18 protein-coding genes, 1 other RNA gene and 2 pseudogenes are annotated in these 14,553 nt (G+C 57.2%); 10 read left to right on the forward strand and 11 right to left on the reverse strand.

Going from position 1 to position 14,553, the window contains the following annotated elements:
- Positions 1-21: 21 nt before the first annotated feature.
- Entirely contained in the window at positions 22-1,017 is a 996-nt protein-coding gene (locus AC221Y_RS03810; protein ID WP_486706803.1) for an NAD(P)H-binding protein, read from the forward strand.
- Between the two features lie 39 nt (positions 1,018-1,056).
- On the opposite strand, the gene AC221Y_RS03815 is transcribed toward AC221Y_RS03810, so the two are convergent.
- From AC221Y_RS03815 to AC221Y_RS03825, 3 genes and pseudogenes are all read right to left on the reverse strand, one after another.
- Entirely contained in the window at positions 1,057-1,422 is a 366-nt protein-coding gene (locus AC221Y_RS03815) for an HIT domain-containing protein (RefSeq protein ID WP_299758514.1), read from the reverse strand.
- 12 nt (positions 1,423-1,434) lie between these two features.
- On the reverse strand, positions 1,435-1,707 hold the full coding sequence (locus tag AC221Y_RS03820) for a DUF5928 domain-containing protein (protein ID WP_366141771.1): 273 nt from the start codon (positions 1,705-1,707) through the stop codon (positions 1,435-1,437).
- Positions 1,629-2,234: pseudogene (locus tag AC221Y_RS03825) on the reverse strand (beta-1,6-N-acetylglucosaminyltransferase); the annotation flags it as partial. The pseudogene AC221Y_RS03825 and the gene AC221Y_RS03820, both read right to left, overlap by 79 nt.
- Between AC221Y_RS03825 and AC221Y_RS03830 the strand changes: the two are divergent.
- Entirely contained in the window at positions 2,133-2,633 is a 501-nt protein-coding gene (locus tag AC221Y_RS03830) for a sulfotransferase family 2 domain-containing protein (RefSeq protein ID WP_486706811.1), read from the forward strand. The pseudogene AC221Y_RS03825 and the gene AC221Y_RS03830 overlap by 102 nt on opposite strands.
- Here AC221Y_RS03830 and AC221Y_RS03835 read toward each other — a convergent pair.
- Positions 2,565-3,020 carry an SRPBCC family protein gene (locus tag AC221Y_RS03835; protein ID WP_486706804.1) on the reverse strand — a complete coding sequence of 152 codons (456 nt, stop codon included), beginning with the start codon at positions 3,018-3,020 and terminating at the stop codon, positions 2,565-2,567. The two genes, AC221Y_RS03830 and AC221Y_RS03835, sit on opposite strands and share 69 nt — an antisense overlap.
- A gap of 15 nt (positions 3,021-3,035) precedes the next feature.
- Complete coding sequence (gene nudC / locus AC221Y_RS03840) at positions 3,036-3,998, reverse strand: NAD(+) diphosphatase (protein WP_486706805.1); 963 nt, start codon at positions 3,996-3,998, stop codon at positions 3,036-3,038.
- 213 nt (positions 3,999-4,211) lie between these two features.
- Here nudC and AC221Y_RS03845 point away from each other — a divergent pair, with 213 nt between their 5' ends.
- The 4 genes and pseudogenes from AC221Y_RS03845 to rsgA all read left to right on the forward strand — a co-directional run bounded on the left by AC221Y_RS03845 (position 4,212) and on the right by rsgA (position 8,151).
- Entirely contained in the window at positions 4,212-6,164 is a 1,953-nt protein-coding gene (locus AC221Y_RS03845; RefSeq protein ID WP_486706806.1) for a bifunctional 2',3'-cyclic-nucleotide 2'-phosphodiesterase/3'-nucleotidase, read from the forward strand.
- 261 nt (positions 6,165-6,425) lie between these two features.
- Positions 6,426-6,656, forward strand: a pseudogene (locus AC221Y_RS03850) (ABC transporter permease); the annotation flags it as partial.
- A 232-nt stretch (positions 6,657-6,888) separates the two neighbouring features.
- Positions 6,889-6,986, forward strand: an RNA gene (gene ffs, locus AC221Y_RS03855) — signal recognition particle sRNA small type.
- A gap of 139 nt (positions 6,987-7,125) precedes the next feature.
- The gene (gene rsgA, locus AC221Y_RS03860) at positions 7,126-8,151 is read left to right on the forward strand and encodes a ribosome small subunit-dependent GTPase A (protein WP_299753833.1); all 1,026 of its coding nucleotides are present in this window, start codon (positions 7,126-7,128) and stop codon (positions 8,149-8,151) included.
- Here the strand turns inward: rsgA and AC221Y_RS03865 are convergent.
- From AC221Y_RS03865 to AC221Y_RS03880, 4 genes are read right to left on the reverse strand one after another with little or no spacing between them, the layout of a single operon-like run.
- Positions 8,148-8,459 carry a hypothetical protein gene (locus AC221Y_RS03865; RefSeq protein WP_299753832.1) on the reverse strand — a complete coding sequence of 104 codons (312 nt, stop codon included), beginning with the start codon at positions 8,457-8,459 and terminating at the stop codon, positions 8,148-8,150. The two genes, rsgA and AC221Y_RS03865, sit on opposite strands and share 4 nt — an antisense overlap.
- On the reverse strand, positions 8,456-8,965 hold the full coding sequence (locus AC221Y_RS03870) for a phosphatase domain-containing putative toxin (RefSeq protein WP_299753831.1): 510 nt from the start codon (positions 8,963-8,965) through the stop codon (positions 8,456-8,458). The genes AC221Y_RS03865 and AC221Y_RS03870 overlap by 4 nt, the downstream gene beginning before the upstream one ends.
- Positions 8,958-9,161: a hypothetical protein gene (locus AC221Y_RS03875; RefSeq protein ID WP_299753830.1), complete on the reverse strand. Its 204-nt coding sequence runs from the start codon at positions 9,159-9,161 to the stop codon at positions 8,958-8,960. The genes AC221Y_RS03870 and AC221Y_RS03875 overlap by 8 nt, the downstream gene beginning before the upstream one ends.
- Before the next feature lie 41 nt (positions 9,162-9,202).
- Positions 9,203-9,478, reverse strand: a complete 276-nt coding sequence (locus AC221Y_RS03880) for a hypothetical protein (protein ID WP_299753829.1) — start codon at positions 9,476-9,478, stop codon at positions 9,203-9,205.
- Positions 9,479-9,625: 147 nt separating this feature from the next.
- Between AC221Y_RS03880 and AC221Y_RS03885 the strand changes: the two genes are divergently transcribed.
- From AC221Y_RS03885 to recR, 4 genes are all read left to right on the forward strand, one after another.
- Positions 9,626-9,862: an HP1242/YdcH family protein gene (locus AC221Y_RS03885; RefSeq protein WP_299753828.1), complete on the forward strand. Its 237-nt coding sequence runs from the start codon at positions 9,626-9,628 to the stop codon at positions 9,860-9,862.
- 73 nt (positions 9,863-9,935) lie between these two features.
- Positions 9,936-11,690: a DNA polymerase III subunit gamma/tau gene (locus tag AC221Y_RS03890; RefSeq protein WP_299753827.1), complete on the forward strand. Its 1,755-nt coding sequence runs from the start codon at positions 9,936-9,938 to the stop codon at positions 11,688-11,690.
- A 10-nt stretch (positions 11,691-11,700) separates the two neighbouring features.
- Positions 11,701-12,045, forward strand: coding sequence for a YbaB/EbfC family nucleoid-associated protein (locus AC221Y_RS03895; protein WP_486706807.1), 345 nt, complete (start codon positions 11,701-11,703; stop codon positions 12,043-12,045).
- A 15-nt stretch (positions 12,046-12,060) separates the two neighbouring features.
- Complete coding sequence (gene recR, locus AC221Y_RS03900; protein ID WP_299753836.1) at positions 12,061-12,657, forward strand: recombination mediator RecR; 597 nt, start codon at positions 12,061-12,063, stop codon at positions 12,655-12,657.
- 200 nt (positions 12,658-12,857) lie between these two features.
- Here the strand turns inward: recR and AC221Y_RS03905 are convergent, their stop codons facing one another.
- Positions 12,858-13,859 (reverse strand): ABC transporter ATP-binding protein, encoded by a 1,002-nt coding sequence (locus AC221Y_RS03905; RefSeq protein ID WP_486706808.1) that lies wholly within the window; start codon positions 13,857-13,859, stop codon positions 12,858-12,860.
- A partial coding sequence (locus AC221Y_RS03910) for an ABC transporter ATP-binding protein (RefSeq protein WP_486706809.1) occupies positions 13,856-14,553 on the reverse strand: 698 nt, incomplete at its 5' end. The genes AC221Y_RS03905 and AC221Y_RS03910, both read right to left, overlap by 4 nt.

The following is a 14,553-nucleotide window of genomic DNA, read 5'->3' on the forward strand; positions in this document are numbered from 1 at the left end:
TTTTAGCCGATATAAAGACTGATGCCACACCAACCGCCTCCCAGTTCACACGGCAACTTGCCCCGCCGCGTCCTTGTCGTCGGCGCGACCGGTACTGCCGGGCGCGCCACAACGACGGCTTTAATTGCCGCCGGCCATCACGTCACCTGTATTGTGCGGCCAGAAAACGAAGACCCTGTCGCGCCCGGCGCACGCCTGCATTTTGCCAACATCACCGACACTGCAGCACTTCGTGACTACGGTTTTGCGGGCGAGACCTATGACGTCCTTGTCTCGTGCATCGCTTCGCGCACCGGCGCGCCTGCGGACGCCTGGGCGATTGACCACGACGCCAACGTCGCCTTGTTGGAACGGGCCAAGGCGTCAGGCGTGGGGCATTTCATTCTGCTGTCGGCGATTTGCGTGCAAAAGCCACTTCTCGCCTTCCAACACGCCAAATTAGCATTTGAAGAGAAACTGGTGGCCTCGGGGCTGAATTGGACCATCGTACGACCCACTGCATTCTTCAAATCGCTTTCGGGTCAGATCGCGCGTGTCACCGCAGGCAAGCCTTATCTGATGTTTGGCGACGGGCAGTTGACCGCGTGTAAACCGATCAGCGACCGTGATCTCGGAACGTTCATCGCTGGCTGCATTGACGCCCCGGATCGCAGGAACCGTATCCTTCCCATCGGTGGGCCCGGCCCCGCGCTGACCCCGCTTGAAATGGGCCGCGAGATCTTCAGATTAACCGGACAACCCGAGAAATACCGCAAAGTCCCCGTCGCAATGTTGGATGTGATCGCGGGGGGACTACGCCTTGCCAGCCGGATGAAGTCTGACCTGGGCGTCAAAGCGGACCTCGCACAAATCGGTCGTTACTATGCCACAGAATCGATGCTGGTCTTTGACAAGAACACAGGCCTTTACGACACCGATGCCACGCCGGAATTCGGCGAGGACAGGCTATTTGATTTCTACGCTGACGTGGTCGCGGGCAAGGAAACTGTCAATTTGGGCGCGCAAGCGGTGTTTTGACTGCCAGCCCAAAAGTCAGTGGTCGCTTACCTCAGCACACTACTGCGCAAGGATCGGCCCCAAAGCCTTGCCACCAAGAATATGCAGATGAAAATGCGGCACCTCTTGCAGACCGTGCTCCCCGGCGTTTGAAATAACCCGAAACCCTTTCTGCTGAAGCCCTTCGCCGTCGATAATTGCGGCGAATGTCCGCCAGAAGTCCGCGACTTCTTCAAGACCCGCGTTCGCAGCAAAATCGTCGATTGTGACGTACTTCCCTTTTGGAATCAGTAAGATATGCACCGGCGACTGTGGGTTGATATCACGAAAGGCCAGGCTGTAATCAGTTTCGGTCACTGTAGAATTCGGGATATCTCCTCGCAGGATCATCGCGAAGATATTAGTGTCGTCATAAACGTAGGTCATGGCTTTCCTCAGTCAGAAAAAGATAATGTTTCGGGCAATCTCAAGCGCTTTTTCCTGTTCGATCCCTAAAAGCTTGGCAAGGGGATCCGCACTGTCCTCAGGCGCAACATTCTTGCGGATACGATAGAATTTGGGGAACTGCTGATCGCGTTTCGCCTCAATCTCGCGGGCCAGATCATTGCGGGGAATTGGCGGCAAAGCCTCGAAATTCGTGGCTGTCGTCCTCTCGCGTGCCAGGCCAACGCGGCGCGTATGTCCTTGCAGGTGATCGTCGGTGTGCGGCAATCACTTTCCACCTCCGGAATAAAATGGCGTGCCAGCGCCTGAAAAAACGTCTCGTCCGGTAACCAGGTCGCGCCGAAGAACCATTCAATGTCTTTCCCCTGGTCAATAAACTCCAAGATCGCCTCAACGCACTGGCGCCTGAAACACCACCACAGCGAGCCGATCCTCACGGGCAATTGGGACGGAATACTCCGCTTCCAACTCAAGGTTTGCTGCACCTTCCTAGAGGCATAGCAACCCTTGGGCTGACTACGTTCATTAAAAAGATGGCGATAGACCAATCGCTCGTCGCAAAAGCCCGTTTTAACCCAACCGTCTTCAAAAACGTCAAATATTTCAATGCCATCTACGTCACGCGCGTCGAGGTAATCATGAATATAATCCGCACTTTTGATCCGCATGCAATCGCCAGACAGCAAATAGAAATGTGTCGCCACCTTATCACCAACCGAAGTGAGGCGTTCGGCCTGCGGCGTTATCGCGTCGCGGTCCTTGTGACACAAAAGGATAAAGGCAATCGTCACCATCCTGTGTCTTTCCTTGCCTATTGCGTGGTTTTCAGAGGTGTAGCCCAAGCCGCGCCATTGAAGAACCCTTGGGGTTTTCGGTTGGGTGGGAAGAGTGGCGCAATTGGCCCTGCACACAACAAGGCTGCCCAAAATAATGGGCTTCCCCGGCGCTTGGAGGACAGCAAAAACCGTATCACGGACAACGTTCAGCAACATAAAAGTCTCGCCTTTACTTGTGCGCGCCATCCCTACACCCGCATACTGTCGTTTTTTTTCGACAGAAATGCCGGCAAACAAACTACCCAAAGGCCAGATCGATCTGGACGAGGTCCACGCCCAACTTGGGAGTTAGGCGGGGCGCGTTATCTTGGAAGTGTAGGCCGCCACATGCTTGTCGAGCCGTCGGTTAAGCGATGACCCGGTCAATCGAAGCGTCTGCAAAAGCAGTTTCGAGGCGAACGTCATTGCCATAAAGTCAAACGAGACGAATAGGCGCGTTTGCGATGTCGACATGGCCTGCAAATCAACCACCGCCATACAAACGAGGCCGTTGCCTTTGCTTTCAATCGCATAGCCCTGACCCGGGTCTACCGAGATCAGCTCTGCACGCACATCGTATGGGCGGTCGTGCCATTTGAAGCGGGCGGTCCACTCTGCCCCGACCGAAGGCGGCGCAATATCTCCGCAACGCTCAATCTTCGTGCCGCGGTCCGACAACATCGCTTCAAATTCATCAAAGTCCGAAATCGCTGCAAAGACATCAGATATAGGGGCATCAACAGTTTTTTGACTAGACAGCTTCATGCCCGGTCTCTGACGTCAATCCAGCGTATCGGCAAGCCAATTTTCGATCAGGAAACGGGCAATCGACCCTTTTCGCGCTGGTTTTATGACTGGATTGTCCTCGGTCAGCGACAAAGCCATCTCTTCGCGAGTCACCCACAAAGCGTCTTCCAACTCGACTGGGTCGACAGTGATGTCCCGCGTCAAAGCCACCCCGTGACACCCAAACATAAGCGAAGACGGGAACGGCCAGGGCTGGGACGACAGATAATTGACCTCCCCCACTTTGATCCCGGATTCCTCAAAGGTTTCACGCCGCACGGCCCCCTCAATGGTTTCGCCCGCTTCGACAAAACCAGCGAGAAGCGAATACATGCCCTCGGGCCATCCAGGAGAGCGGCCCATCAGAACCGAGTTCCCATGCAGGATCAGCATAATGACGACGGGGTCAGTCCGCGGGAAATGATGCGCGTTGCACTGGGGACAATCGCGCTGCCAGCCCGCTTGGGAAATGACACTTTTCGCCCCGCATCGTGCGCAAAACCCGTGTATTTCATGCCAGCTGAGAACGGCCTTGGACGCGGCCACCAATTCAGCATCTCGTGCCGAAAGTACGGTCATATTTGCGCGCAGCTCGCAAAACGCCTGTGTAGCTGGAATGGCCGGATGGAGCTGTTCGGAGGGATCGTGGAACGCCCCAACGGTGTCGGAAACCTCGTCGGGATCCCATCCCGAAATATCGCGAGCAAACCGAGGATAGCCGTCATCAAGTCCTAGGAAAATGGCGGCTTCGTCGGCAGAGGCAAATACAGGATGGTCGGGGGTCAACCAGACAGGCACGCGTCGTTCTAGGTCCAGAAGCGGTTTGCCGCGCCAGATTGCCAGAACACCGGCATTCGCTTGGGCAATAAGTTTTGCCTGCTCATCCGCTGATCCCCGCAGATGCGCCGCTCGGTCCAGTCCTGAACCACCGAAAGTTACTGATTCTGCATGCTTCATCTTTCATCCCCTGATCTTCCAGCCGATGTGCCATGCGATCTCGGAATTGGCAAATGTCGAAACCTCCCGCAAAACAGTGGGTTGCAGAATAATTCGGTCGACTTGGCGTTGGCCACCTCATTTTGAGGTATGCGCCCCGCGGCTTTCATGATCCCCTTGCAAGATCACATAAAAAACAGGGAGCCCGAAATGTCACTTTTCGAAGGACCGGCAATGAGCCGAAGAACTTTCCTTTCCACAACCGCGGGCGCAACAATGATCGCAATCCACCCCTTTTCGGCCCGCGCCGCCGCGGGTCAGGCGCACTTGCGGATCATGGAAACCACCGACCTCCATGTGCATGTCTGGCCCTATGATTATTACAGCGACCGCGAGGTCGACACTGTAGGCCTTGCCCGCACGGCCGCCCATATTGCCGACGTGAGGGCCGAGGCGACCAATACACTTCTTCTCGACAACGGTGACTTCCTTCAGGGCAATCCGATGGGAGATTACATCGCCTACGAACGCGGCATGAAAGACGGCGACTTGCATCCCGTCATTGCAGCAATGAATGCTGTAGGGTTCGATGTGTCGACGCTTGGGAACCACGAGTTCAACTATGGCCTCGACTTTTTGATGAAATCCCTTGCAGGCGCGGATTTTCCGATTGTATCGGCGAACGTCGTTACAACTGAAGGCCGCAATCCAACCAAAGACGTCACCTTGATCCAGCGGTATGTCATTCTTGACCGAATGCTAACCGACGGCGCCGGCGAAACCCATTCGATCAAGGTCGGCATTATCGGATTTGTGCCTCCGCAGATCATGAACTGGGATCGCAAACACCTTGAAGGAAAGGTGACCACGCGAGATATTCTGGAGACCGCGCGCGCCTATGTGCCCCAAATGCGTGAACAAGGCGCTGATATTATCATCGCCCTTAGCCACTCGGGGATTGGTTCCGCCGAGGAAACCGAGGGCATGGAGAACGCCAGCGTACCTTTGGCGGCCATCGACGGCATCGACGCTTTGGTCACCGGCCACAGCCATCTTGTGTTTCCCTCACCCACCTATGCCGACTACACTGCGGTTGATGCTGAAAAGGGTCTGATCCACGGTAAACCCGCAACCATGGGCGGGTTTTGGGGGTCGCACCTTGGGGTGATCGACCTGATGCTGGAACGCGAAGCCGGCGAATGGCGCGTGGTGAACACGACTGTCGAAACCCGGCCCATCTCGAAGCGCAACGAGGATCGCTCGGTCACGGCACTTGTCGAAAGCGACGAAGCCGTTCTTGCCGCGACCGAAGCAACCCATCTCGAAACGCTCGCCTATATCCGTCGCGCGGTCGGCAAAACAGCAGCGCCATTGCACAGCTACTTTGCTTTGGTGGCGGATGATCCGTCTGTGCAGATCGTGTCTATTGCGCAGACATGGTACATTGAAGAAATGATGAAAGGTACCGAACACGAGGGCCTTCCGATCCTGTCTGCGGCGGCCCCATTCAAAGCAGGTGGCCGTGGTGGTCCAGAATATTACACCGATGTTCCCGCAGGCGATGTTGCAATCAAGAATGTCGCGGATTTGTATCTTTATCCCAACACGGTGCGCGCGGTGCGGATCACTGGGGCAGATGTCCGCAACTGGCTTGAACGGTCGGCGGGCATGTTCAATCAGGTCGAGCCGGGGACCAACGACACCGCCCTCTTGAACCCATCTTTCCCGTCCTACAATTTCGATGTGATGGATGGCGTGACCTACCAGATCGACCTTAGCCAGCCGTCTAAATTCGGACCAAAGGGCGAGAGCCTGAACCCTGACGCCAACCGGATCAAGAACCTTTCTTACGACGGCGAACCAGTTGCCGATGATATGGAATTTGTCGTGGCGACCAACAATTATCGGGCCAGCGGCGGCGGATCGTTCCCGGGTGCCGATGGCTCCACGGTCATATTTGAGGCGCCCGATACCAACCGCGACGTCATCGTTCGTTACATCGTCGACCAGGGCACCATACAGCCCAGCGCGGATGCAAACTGGACGTTTTCACCTCTGGCCGACACGTCCGTTTTGTTTGAGACAGGCCCGAAGGCTGCCGACTACGTCGATGATCTGAAAAGCGTCGATGTTTCACCTGCTGGTGACGGTGCAGATGGGTTCGCCTTATTCCGCCTGAACCTCTGATCAGATGGAGCGCGCCTGTAAAATTGCGCGCTCCCCGAAGCCAAAACCCACAAAATGAACTGGCCCCGCTGACCGCTTAAATCTCATGCAGTCGCTTCGGTATTGCCGAAAAACGGGCAAAGCAGGGTGCTGCCTTCCGCAGCGCTGTCCATATTCACCCGCGCCATTCTGGCCAGTGCCGGCATATTTGCTGCCACTCTGGCCTCCGCCCAGGAAAAAGTGCCTTTTGCGCTCGACTGGAAATTTGAAGGCCCCGCTGCACCGTTGAAAGTTGCGGTGACGCTGGCCTTTATCGGCACCAACCTGATGGAGATCGTCAGCCCCCATGGACGCGGTCTTGGGGCCCTTTTCGACAGCGGCAAAACCAATGCAGATTACCCATTGATGTTTGCCGTGCTGATCGCCTTAGCGTTCCTCGGCATCGTTTTGTACTACGTCGTCGTCGCGCTCGAGAAACTCTTCGCAGGCTGGGCAGAGCGACAGCCAACCTGACGCAAATCACCTCTTCTTGTGGACCAACCCTGGCGATATTTTCGGTCTTCTAGGCCATCTGCGCGTCTCCCTGCGGTCCTGCCCACATGGATTTAGGCGGTTTAGACCGCCTGATCACTCGCAGATCGCGCGATATATCGCTAATCGTGCCAGATATATCGCTAAACGTGCCAAAACGCATGCAGGTCTCGCCAGACTTGCGAATCTCGGCGCGCGCTATTAGATCGTGGGGTGAGAGGTTGGCGCGGGCAAGCGCCTCGCCAACCCGGTCAGATCCGGAAGGAAGCAGCCGCAACGAGCCCCGTTTGGGTCGTGTTCAGCCTCTCACCCAACTAAAAGCGATCGGAGGTTTCATGGTCACCCAAGTTTCCCTCCGGGCCCAGAATGTTTGAATTCTGAAACGGCCCAATGATGGTTTCGCACGTCCCGGCAGCGTGCCCTTTCCTATTGCTTTCAAGGGTTATCCCAAATGACACCAAATTCACTTGCTGACCTTGGTTGGTCTGCGTTCTTTGCCCGTCAGGACATTCCTGAAGGGGCCTCTCCTATGCGCATTTCGTCCGTTCACCGTGATCGCGTCGAGGCTTTCTCGCCCCATGGCACACATTCCCTGTCGACCCCTGACAAGACCGGACAGCTGGCTCCGGGCGATTGGGTGCTGGCCGAGGACGGGCACGTCGCCCGCGTTCTTGAGCGGCAAAGTTTGTTGAAACGAGGCGGTGCAGGAAACGACGCGCGCCCTCAGTTGCTGGCGGCCAATGTCGCGACACTTGGCATCGTATCGTCTTGCAACGCCGATTTTAATCTGGCCCGCCTGGAGCGCTACCTGGTGATCGCCGCCGACGCGGGATGTTTGCCTTTGGTAATTTTGACGAAGGCGGACATGGACGAAGATCCCGCCCGATATGTGAAGGACGCGCAACGCTTGTCCCCATTGCTTACCGCAATCGCCATCGACGCCACAGATGCGGAAGATGTGGATCGCCTAACGTCTTGGTGCAGCAACGGCGAGACACTGGCATTGGTCGGCTCGTCGGGTGTTGGCAAGACGACATTACGCAATGCCCTGACCGGAGACGAGGCATTCACGCAGGACATTCGCGAAGATGATGCAAAAGGGCGCCATACGACCACGTCCCGTGCGCTTGTGCGCACGACCGCTGGGGGGTGGATTATTGACACGCCCGGAATGCGGTCGCTGGCCCTGACGGATGTTTCGGACGGAATTGCGGTTGTCTTTGAAGACATCGAAACGCTGGCGGAATCGTGTCGGTTTTCCGACTGTGCACACGAGACCGAACCGGGCTGTTCTATCCAAGGCGCCCTGCAAGCGGGCGACCTTGACGCGGATCGCGTGAAACGCTGGCGTAAGTTGAAGGCGGAAGAGATGCGCAACTCAGAAACGCTTGCCGGCGCGCGCGCGCGCGACAAAAGCTTTGGTAAAATGGTGCGCAGCGTCACGGCGCGCAAACGGCATGAACGCAGCAAACGCTAGATTCTGTCGACCGCGCGCAGTCCCACAAACGCCGCAACTTGCAGAGCGGCCAGCGCGATGGGCACAAGGCTAAGCCGCCGAACTGAAGTGCCCCTGGGCCAGCGCCAGCCGACACCGGCAATAGCCAAAGCAAGAGTTCCGGCGATGGCTTGCCAGCCTGCGTAAACCCGGAACGCCTCGATCAGGGCGTTCCGGCTCACCCCCGCACCTGCCCCTTCGGCGGCCACAAAAGCATAGCCGAAGGCCATGACCCAAAGCGCCATAAGGCCCGCCAACAAAAGCCGGTTGCCGTCGCCGGGATCGCTCACTGGCCCAACCCCAAGCGCTCAAACATTGGGGCGGCCGCCCATATGCGCTGCTCTTTGGCCTCGACCGCGCAACTGCGCACATCCCTGAGGCGGGCCAGCGCGGGATCCGCGTCTTCACCCGCTTCGACCATCAACCGCATCAGAACCATGCCGGAGCGACCACAGCCCCCAAAACAATGCGCCAATACGCGCCCTCCCTGAGCAAGCTCGTCGTGAGCAAGCGCGGACAGCTCAGGCCAAAGCGCCGCAGTTTGATCATCGGGCGCGCCAAAATCAGCAATTGGCAGATGCCGCCACGCGACACCAGCTGCCTTAAGGTCGGCGCCGATGTCCGTCGCCCCAACCCGCGCCATTTCACGATGGGTTGTCATCGTCAGCACCAAAGTCGGCTCCCAACGTAGTAAAGTGGCCAGATCGGAAAGATAGGCAGCTGTGCGGCCGGGGATCGGCGCGATCCCCAGCCACCCGTTGCCCAAGGGGAGTTCGCTTACGGACCAGTCAGGCAACACCAGTCTCCAGCACCTGCCCCGGATGTGCCTCGCTCCAGGCTGCAAGGAATGCCGTGACATTAGGATCACCGGCAAGCTCGACAGCACAACGCGGCAAGGCCACACCCATTTTCAAAGCGAGTTCAAGGCAGCAGATATGATCACGCGGAGAACGATACGGCGCATTCGCCGAGGCAGGAATGATCGTTGACAACAAGGTTCCTCCGTAATTGTTCCCGGGACACAGATCAGGTTTCACAGACAAGAAATACCCCATCCCTTCGGGTCCGGGTCCCAGCCTGCAATCTGCACCAGTGTAATGCCAGCGTCGTCGGGGCGATCATGGTCCGCGCCCGCCGCAACCAGACCCTTCGCATGACCAAGCTTATCCGGAAAGTACGGGATCAGCCGAACGATATTTCGCGCAGCTACCGGCTTTTTGTTGGGATCGAGATAGGCCCCTGTCAATGTCTCGCCGTCCGCAATCCGCGCAAGTTGCGCAAGGATGCCGGAGAGAGGGGGCCGATGCAAGATTTCCGCGGACCTGGATGCCACCCTGAAGCGGCAATCCACCGAGAGGGCGCGTTTGAGAAAACTTGCAGGGGTTGACCCGTGTCAAAGCACTTGGTCGAAGTCAGGGATATGGTTGGTCCAAACCCATAAAAGGAGGACCATTATATGTCTCACACGCCCCACGAACTTGCCGAAGAATTTCCCGAACACGTCGCCAAGATGAGCGAATTGAAACAATCTGACGCGCATTTCGCGCAGATGTTCGACAGCTATCATGAGCTAAATCGCACCATTCACCGGGCGGAGACGAACGTTGAGCCGATAGACGGAATGGCCGAAACGGACCTGCGCAAACAGCGCGCGCATCTGAAAGACCAGATTTGGAGCTATCTGTCGTCCTGATTGGTCGGCTTCTGGTGGACGCCTCAGACGTGCCGGTCTAACCTCGCGCAATGCGAATCCAACCGGGGTATTTATGAGCGACTCCAACACCAGTGGCTATCAGGTTCTGGCCCGGAAATACCGGCCCGAGACATTTGCCGATCTTGTTGGTCAGGATGCGATGGTCCGGACGCTGAAGAACGCGTTCGAGGCGGATCGCATCGCGCAAGCCTTCATCATGACCGGCATTCGCGGGACCGGTAAAACCACGACGGCGCGGATCATCGCCAAGGGCATGAATTGCATCGGGCCAGACGGAAAAAGTGGTCCGACAACGGACCCTTGTGGGAAATGCGAGCATTGCGTTTCGATCGCCCAAGGGCGTCATGTCGACGTACTGGAGATGGATGCGGCCAGCCGCACAGGTGTCGGCGATATCCGCGAAATCATTGATTCCGTTGCGTATCGCGCCGCTTCTGCACGCTATAAGATCTATATTATCGACGAGGTTCACATGCTGTCGACCAGCGCGTTCAATGCGCTGTTGAAGACGCTGGAAGAACCGCCTGCGCATGTGAAGTTCATCTTTGCCACAACCGAAATCCGCAAGGTTCCCGTGACAGTTCTGTCGCGGTGCCAGCGGTTCGATCTTCGACGAATTGAACCCGAAGTGATGATCGCATTGCTGCGCAAGATCGCCGTGGCCGAGGGGGCCGAGATCTCGGATGATGCGCTGGCTTTGATCACACGGGCGGCGGAAGGTTCCGCGCGGGATGCACAGTCTTTGTTGGATCAGGCAATCAGTCATGGTGCGGGCGAAACGACGGCCGAACAGGTACGGGCGATGCTCGGACTTGCCGACCGGGGGCGGGTTTTGGACCTGTTCGATATGGTGATGGCCGGTGATGCGGCCGGGGCTTTAACCGAGCTTTCTTCGCAGTACGCCGACGGCGCAGACCCGATGGCAGTGTTGCGTGATCTGGCCGAAATTACCCATTGGATTAGTGTTATCCGCATCACGCCCGAGGCCGCAGACGACCCAACGGTCGGCCCGGACGAGCGCGCACGCGGGCGGGATATGGCGGGCCGTTTGTCCATGCCTGTTCTGGCGCGGATGTGGCAAATGTCCTTGAAATCCTTAGAAGAAGTTGCGTTATCTCCGAATGCGATGATGGCCGCAGAGATGGCCGTTATCCGCATGACGCATGTGGCTGAACTGCCAACACCCGGCGATTTGGTCGCCAAATTGAAAGACACACCCGTGCCCCCTGCCCCGTCTGGCAGCGGAGGCGCAGGTGGGACCTCTGGTGGGACAAATGCAGTGGCGAATCGCGGCGTTTCGATGCAGTCCGGCGGCGGCGTTTCGGCCTCTGGCGCGCAGGCCGCCGTGGCGCTTGGTACGGACAATGCTTTGGCACGCTTCCCGACGTTTCAGCACGTCGTTGATCTTGTGCGCACCAACCGCGACGTAAAGCTGCTGGTCGAGATCGAAGGCGGCGTGCGTTTGGTTAACTATCAGCCCGGACGGATTGAATTCGAGCCTTCGCCGAATGCCGCATCGGATTTGTCGCAGCGGCTCGGCAGCAGGCTTCAGGCATGGACCGGCGTGCGGTGGACAGTCACCATTGTGACAACAGGTGGCACACCCACAATTGTGGAAACCCGCGACGCCAAACGAAAGGCCCTGGCGGACGAAGCACGGGTGAACCCGTTGGTCAGCGCCGTTTTTGCCGCTTTTCCCAAGGCAAAACTTGGAGTTATACGCACACCAGAAGAGATTTCGAGCGAGGTCGCGCATGAGGCGTTGGCCGAGGTCGAAGATGAATGGGATCCTTTTGAGGACGAATAGGAGTTTCGAGATGTTGAAGGGTTTGGGCGGTCTGGCCGATATGGGCAAGATGATGAAAGCTGCACAGGATATGCAGACAAAAATGGCGGAGATGCAAGACGAGCTGAACCGTGTGACCGTAGTCGGCGAAAGCGGTGCAGGATTGGTTAAGGCCACGGCCACAGCCAAGGGCGAATTGACCGCGCTGGATATTGATCCGTCGATCTTTAATGCGGATGAGAAAGAAGTCGTGGAAGATCTGATCCTTGCGGCGATTAAAGATGCGCAGTCCAAAGCATCGGATAAAAGCCAGGAAGAGATGCAAAAAATGACCGAAGGCCTTGGATTGCCAGCCGACATGAAACTGCCGTTCTAAGTCGGGACAGGGACGCTGTCAGACGCACCCAAAGAACTTGAGGCGCTGATCGAGATGATGGCGCGATTGCCGGGGCTTGGGCCTCGGTCTGCGCGACGTGCTGTTTTGCATCTGATCAAAAAGCGCGGGGTTTTGTTGAGTCCATTGGCAGACGCAATGCGGCAAGTGGCGGATACGGCGCAGGAATGTCTCAACTGCGGAAATATCGGCACATCGGATATCTGTGAGATCTGTAAAAGCGAAAAGCGCGCGACTGGCGAGTTGTGCATTGTTGAAGATGTCGCCGATCTTTGGGCGATGGAGCGGTCGGGCGTGTTCCGGGGCAGGTATCACGTGCTGGGCGGAACGCTGAGCGCGCTGGACGCGATCGGGCCGGACGAGTTGCGCATTCCTAAGCTTGTGGATCGTGTGAAGTCCGAGGAAATTCATGAGGTTATTCTTGCGCTGAACGCAACGGTGGATGGCCAGACGACGGCGCATTACATCGCAGAACAGCTTGAAGGCGGGGTGCGGGTCACGACCTTGGCGCAAGGTGTGCCGATTGGAGGCGAATTGGATTATCTGGACGATGGAACGATCTCGGCGGCTTTGAGAGCGCGGAAATCTGTTTAAAATCTAAGGTGCACGTCTGTGTCTTCACCATCTGCGCACAAAGGCGCAGCAGGCGGTGGTTAACACGCTGAAACCACAGGAAAATACTCTGTCAGTATAACGCCGCTTCGGGCGTTCGGGGGGCGGGCTTTACCACGCCCGCGCGATGGGTTTGGAAATTCGAAACCTCTATTTTGTAGATTTTCCTCACCAAGACGTTGTTAAGCGGGAACCAGATCCAACAATTCTTTCCAACGATGGCACGAGACCTGATGACCCCTATCTGCTGTTTCAAGTTGCGGCTCGATCGTTTTGCAGACGTCAATCGCGTTTGGACAGCGGGTGTGGAATTTGCACCCCGAAGGTTGATTGGTGGGCGACGGGATTTCACCTTCAAGCTTTTGAGCAATGCCGCGATCGTCGGGGTCAAGCGACGGGATCGCCGAGAACAACGCCTTGGTGTAGGGATGCTTGGGTGACGCAAAAAGCTGGCGCGTCGGCGCGGTTTCCACAAGGCGCCCAAGATACATCACCGCAACATGATCGCAAGTATGTGCGACAACGCTGAGGTCGTGGCTAATGAACATAAACGTCAGCCCCATGTCGGCCTGAATAGCCTTCAGCAAGTTCAGAACGTCCGCCTGAATGGAGACATCCAGCGCGGCGACGCTCTCATCGGCAACGACGAATTTCGGCGCGGACACAAGCGCACGCGCGATGGAAATGCGCTGGCGCTGACCGCCGGAGAACGCGTGCGGAAAGCGGCGCAAGTGTTCGAGGTTAAGGCGGCATTTCGCGGCAATTTCGCGCACGCGTTCGTCGGTTTCGACCCGGGTCTTGGTCAGACCCATGACTTCGAGCGGCTCGGCAATGATATCGCGCACGGTCATCCTTGGTGAGAGGGCCGCATAGGGGTCCTGAAAAATCAGCTGCGCGCGTTTGCGGTAATCTTTGAGGTTTTCTTTCGAAATATCTTCAAGATCATAGGCAACTTCTCCATCGGAGTAGTGTGCTCCTCCCCCGGTGATAGGCACAGCCTTGAGGAGGGCGCGGCCAAGCGTGGTCTTTCCAGATCCGCTTTCCCCAACCAGCCCGAAAAATGACCCCTTTTCAATTTCAAGCGTCACGTTGTCGACAGCCTTTAACACCTGCCGTTTGAAGATCGAATTGCCGATCTGGAAGCCGACAGAGAGGCCGTTCGCCTTGATCAGGATATCGCTCATTCTGCAGCCTCCGAGTAGATGTGGCAGGCAACGCGATGGGTAGGATCGACGTTCACATCACGAGGCTGGCGAGACGAGCATTGTGGCCCGACAATCTGCGAGCAGCGGGTGTGAAAGACGCAGCCTGACGGGCGTTCGAGCGGGGATGGGATATCGCCGGGAACAGGCTCAAGGGGCGAGTCCAGATCGTTGAGTTTCGGCAGCGCGTTCAAAAGGCCCTGCGTGTAGGGGTGTTTTGCGGTGCGAATGACGTCGCGCACCGGACCTTCTTCGATCATCCGGCCAAGATACATGACGTTCACTTTGTCGGCGGTTTGGGCGACGACACCGAGATCATGGGTGATGAAAAGGATACCCATGTGGAATTCCTCGACGAGGTCCTTCATCAGGTCAATCACCTGCGCCTGTATCGTCACATCAAGCGCAGTTGTCGGTTCGTCTGCGATCAGGAGCTTCGGTTTGGTGCTGAGGGCCATCGCGATCATCGCGCGCTGTCGCATGCCGCCGGACAGCTCGAAGGCGTACTGATCAATGCGCTTGGCCGGGTCCGAGATTCCGACGCGGTCGAGCATGGTGATCGAGTGGGCTTTGGCTTCGGCTTTGGTCATGTTGGAGTGAAGCTGAAGCTGTTCGACCATCTGCTTGCCGATGGAAATCACGGGCGCGAAGCTGGCCATCGGTTCCTGAAAGATCA

The sequence above is a fragment of the Boseongicola sp. genome (genome assembly GCF_057460485.1).

Bases quoted from the DNA above. Each gene is read 5' to 3' on its own strand.
- AC221Y_RS03810 (WP_486706803.1), top strand. From the start codon at position 22: ATGCCACACCAACCGCCTCCCAGTTCACACGGCAACTTGCCCCGCCGC.
- AC221Y_RS03815 (WP_299758514.1), bottom strand. From the start codon at position 1,422: ATGACCTACGTTTATGACGACACTAATATCTTCGCGATGATCCTGCGA.
- AC221Y_RS03830 (WP_486706811.1), top strand. From the start codon at position 2,133: ATGTGTCGCCACCTTATCACCAACCGAAGTGAGGCGTTCGGCCTGCGG.
- AC221Y_RS03835 (WP_486706804.1), bottom strand. From the start codon at position 3,020: ATGAAGCTGTCTAGTCAAAAAACTGTTGATGCCCCTATATCTGATGTC.
- nudC (WP_486706805.1), bottom strand. From the start codon at position 3,998: ATGAAGCATGCAGAATCAGTAACTTTCGGTGGTTCAGGACTGGACCGA.
- AC221Y_RS03845 (WP_486706806.1), top strand. From the start codon at position 4,212: ATGAGCCGAAGAACTTTCCTTTCCACAACCGCGGGCGCAACAATGATC.
- rsgA (WP_299753833.1), top strand. From the start codon at position 7,126: ATGACACCAAATTCACTTGCTGACCTTGGTTGGTCTGCGTTCTTTGCC.
- AC221Y_RS03885 (WP_299753828.1), top strand. From the start codon at position 9,626: ATGTCTCACACGCCCCACGAACTTGCCGAAGAATTTCCCGAACACGTC.
- AC221Y_RS03890 (WP_299753827.1), top strand. From the start codon at position 9,936: ATGAGCGACTCCAACACCAGTGGCTATCAGGTTCTGGCCCGGAAATAC.
- AC221Y_RS03895 (WP_486706807.1), top strand. From the start codon at position 11,701: ATGTTGAAGGGTTTGGGCGGTCTGGCCGATATGGGCAAGATGATGAAA.
- AC221Y_RS03905 (WP_486706808.1), bottom strand. From the start codon at position 13,859: ATGAGCGATATCCTGATCAAGGCGAACGGCCTCTCTGTCGGCTTCCAG.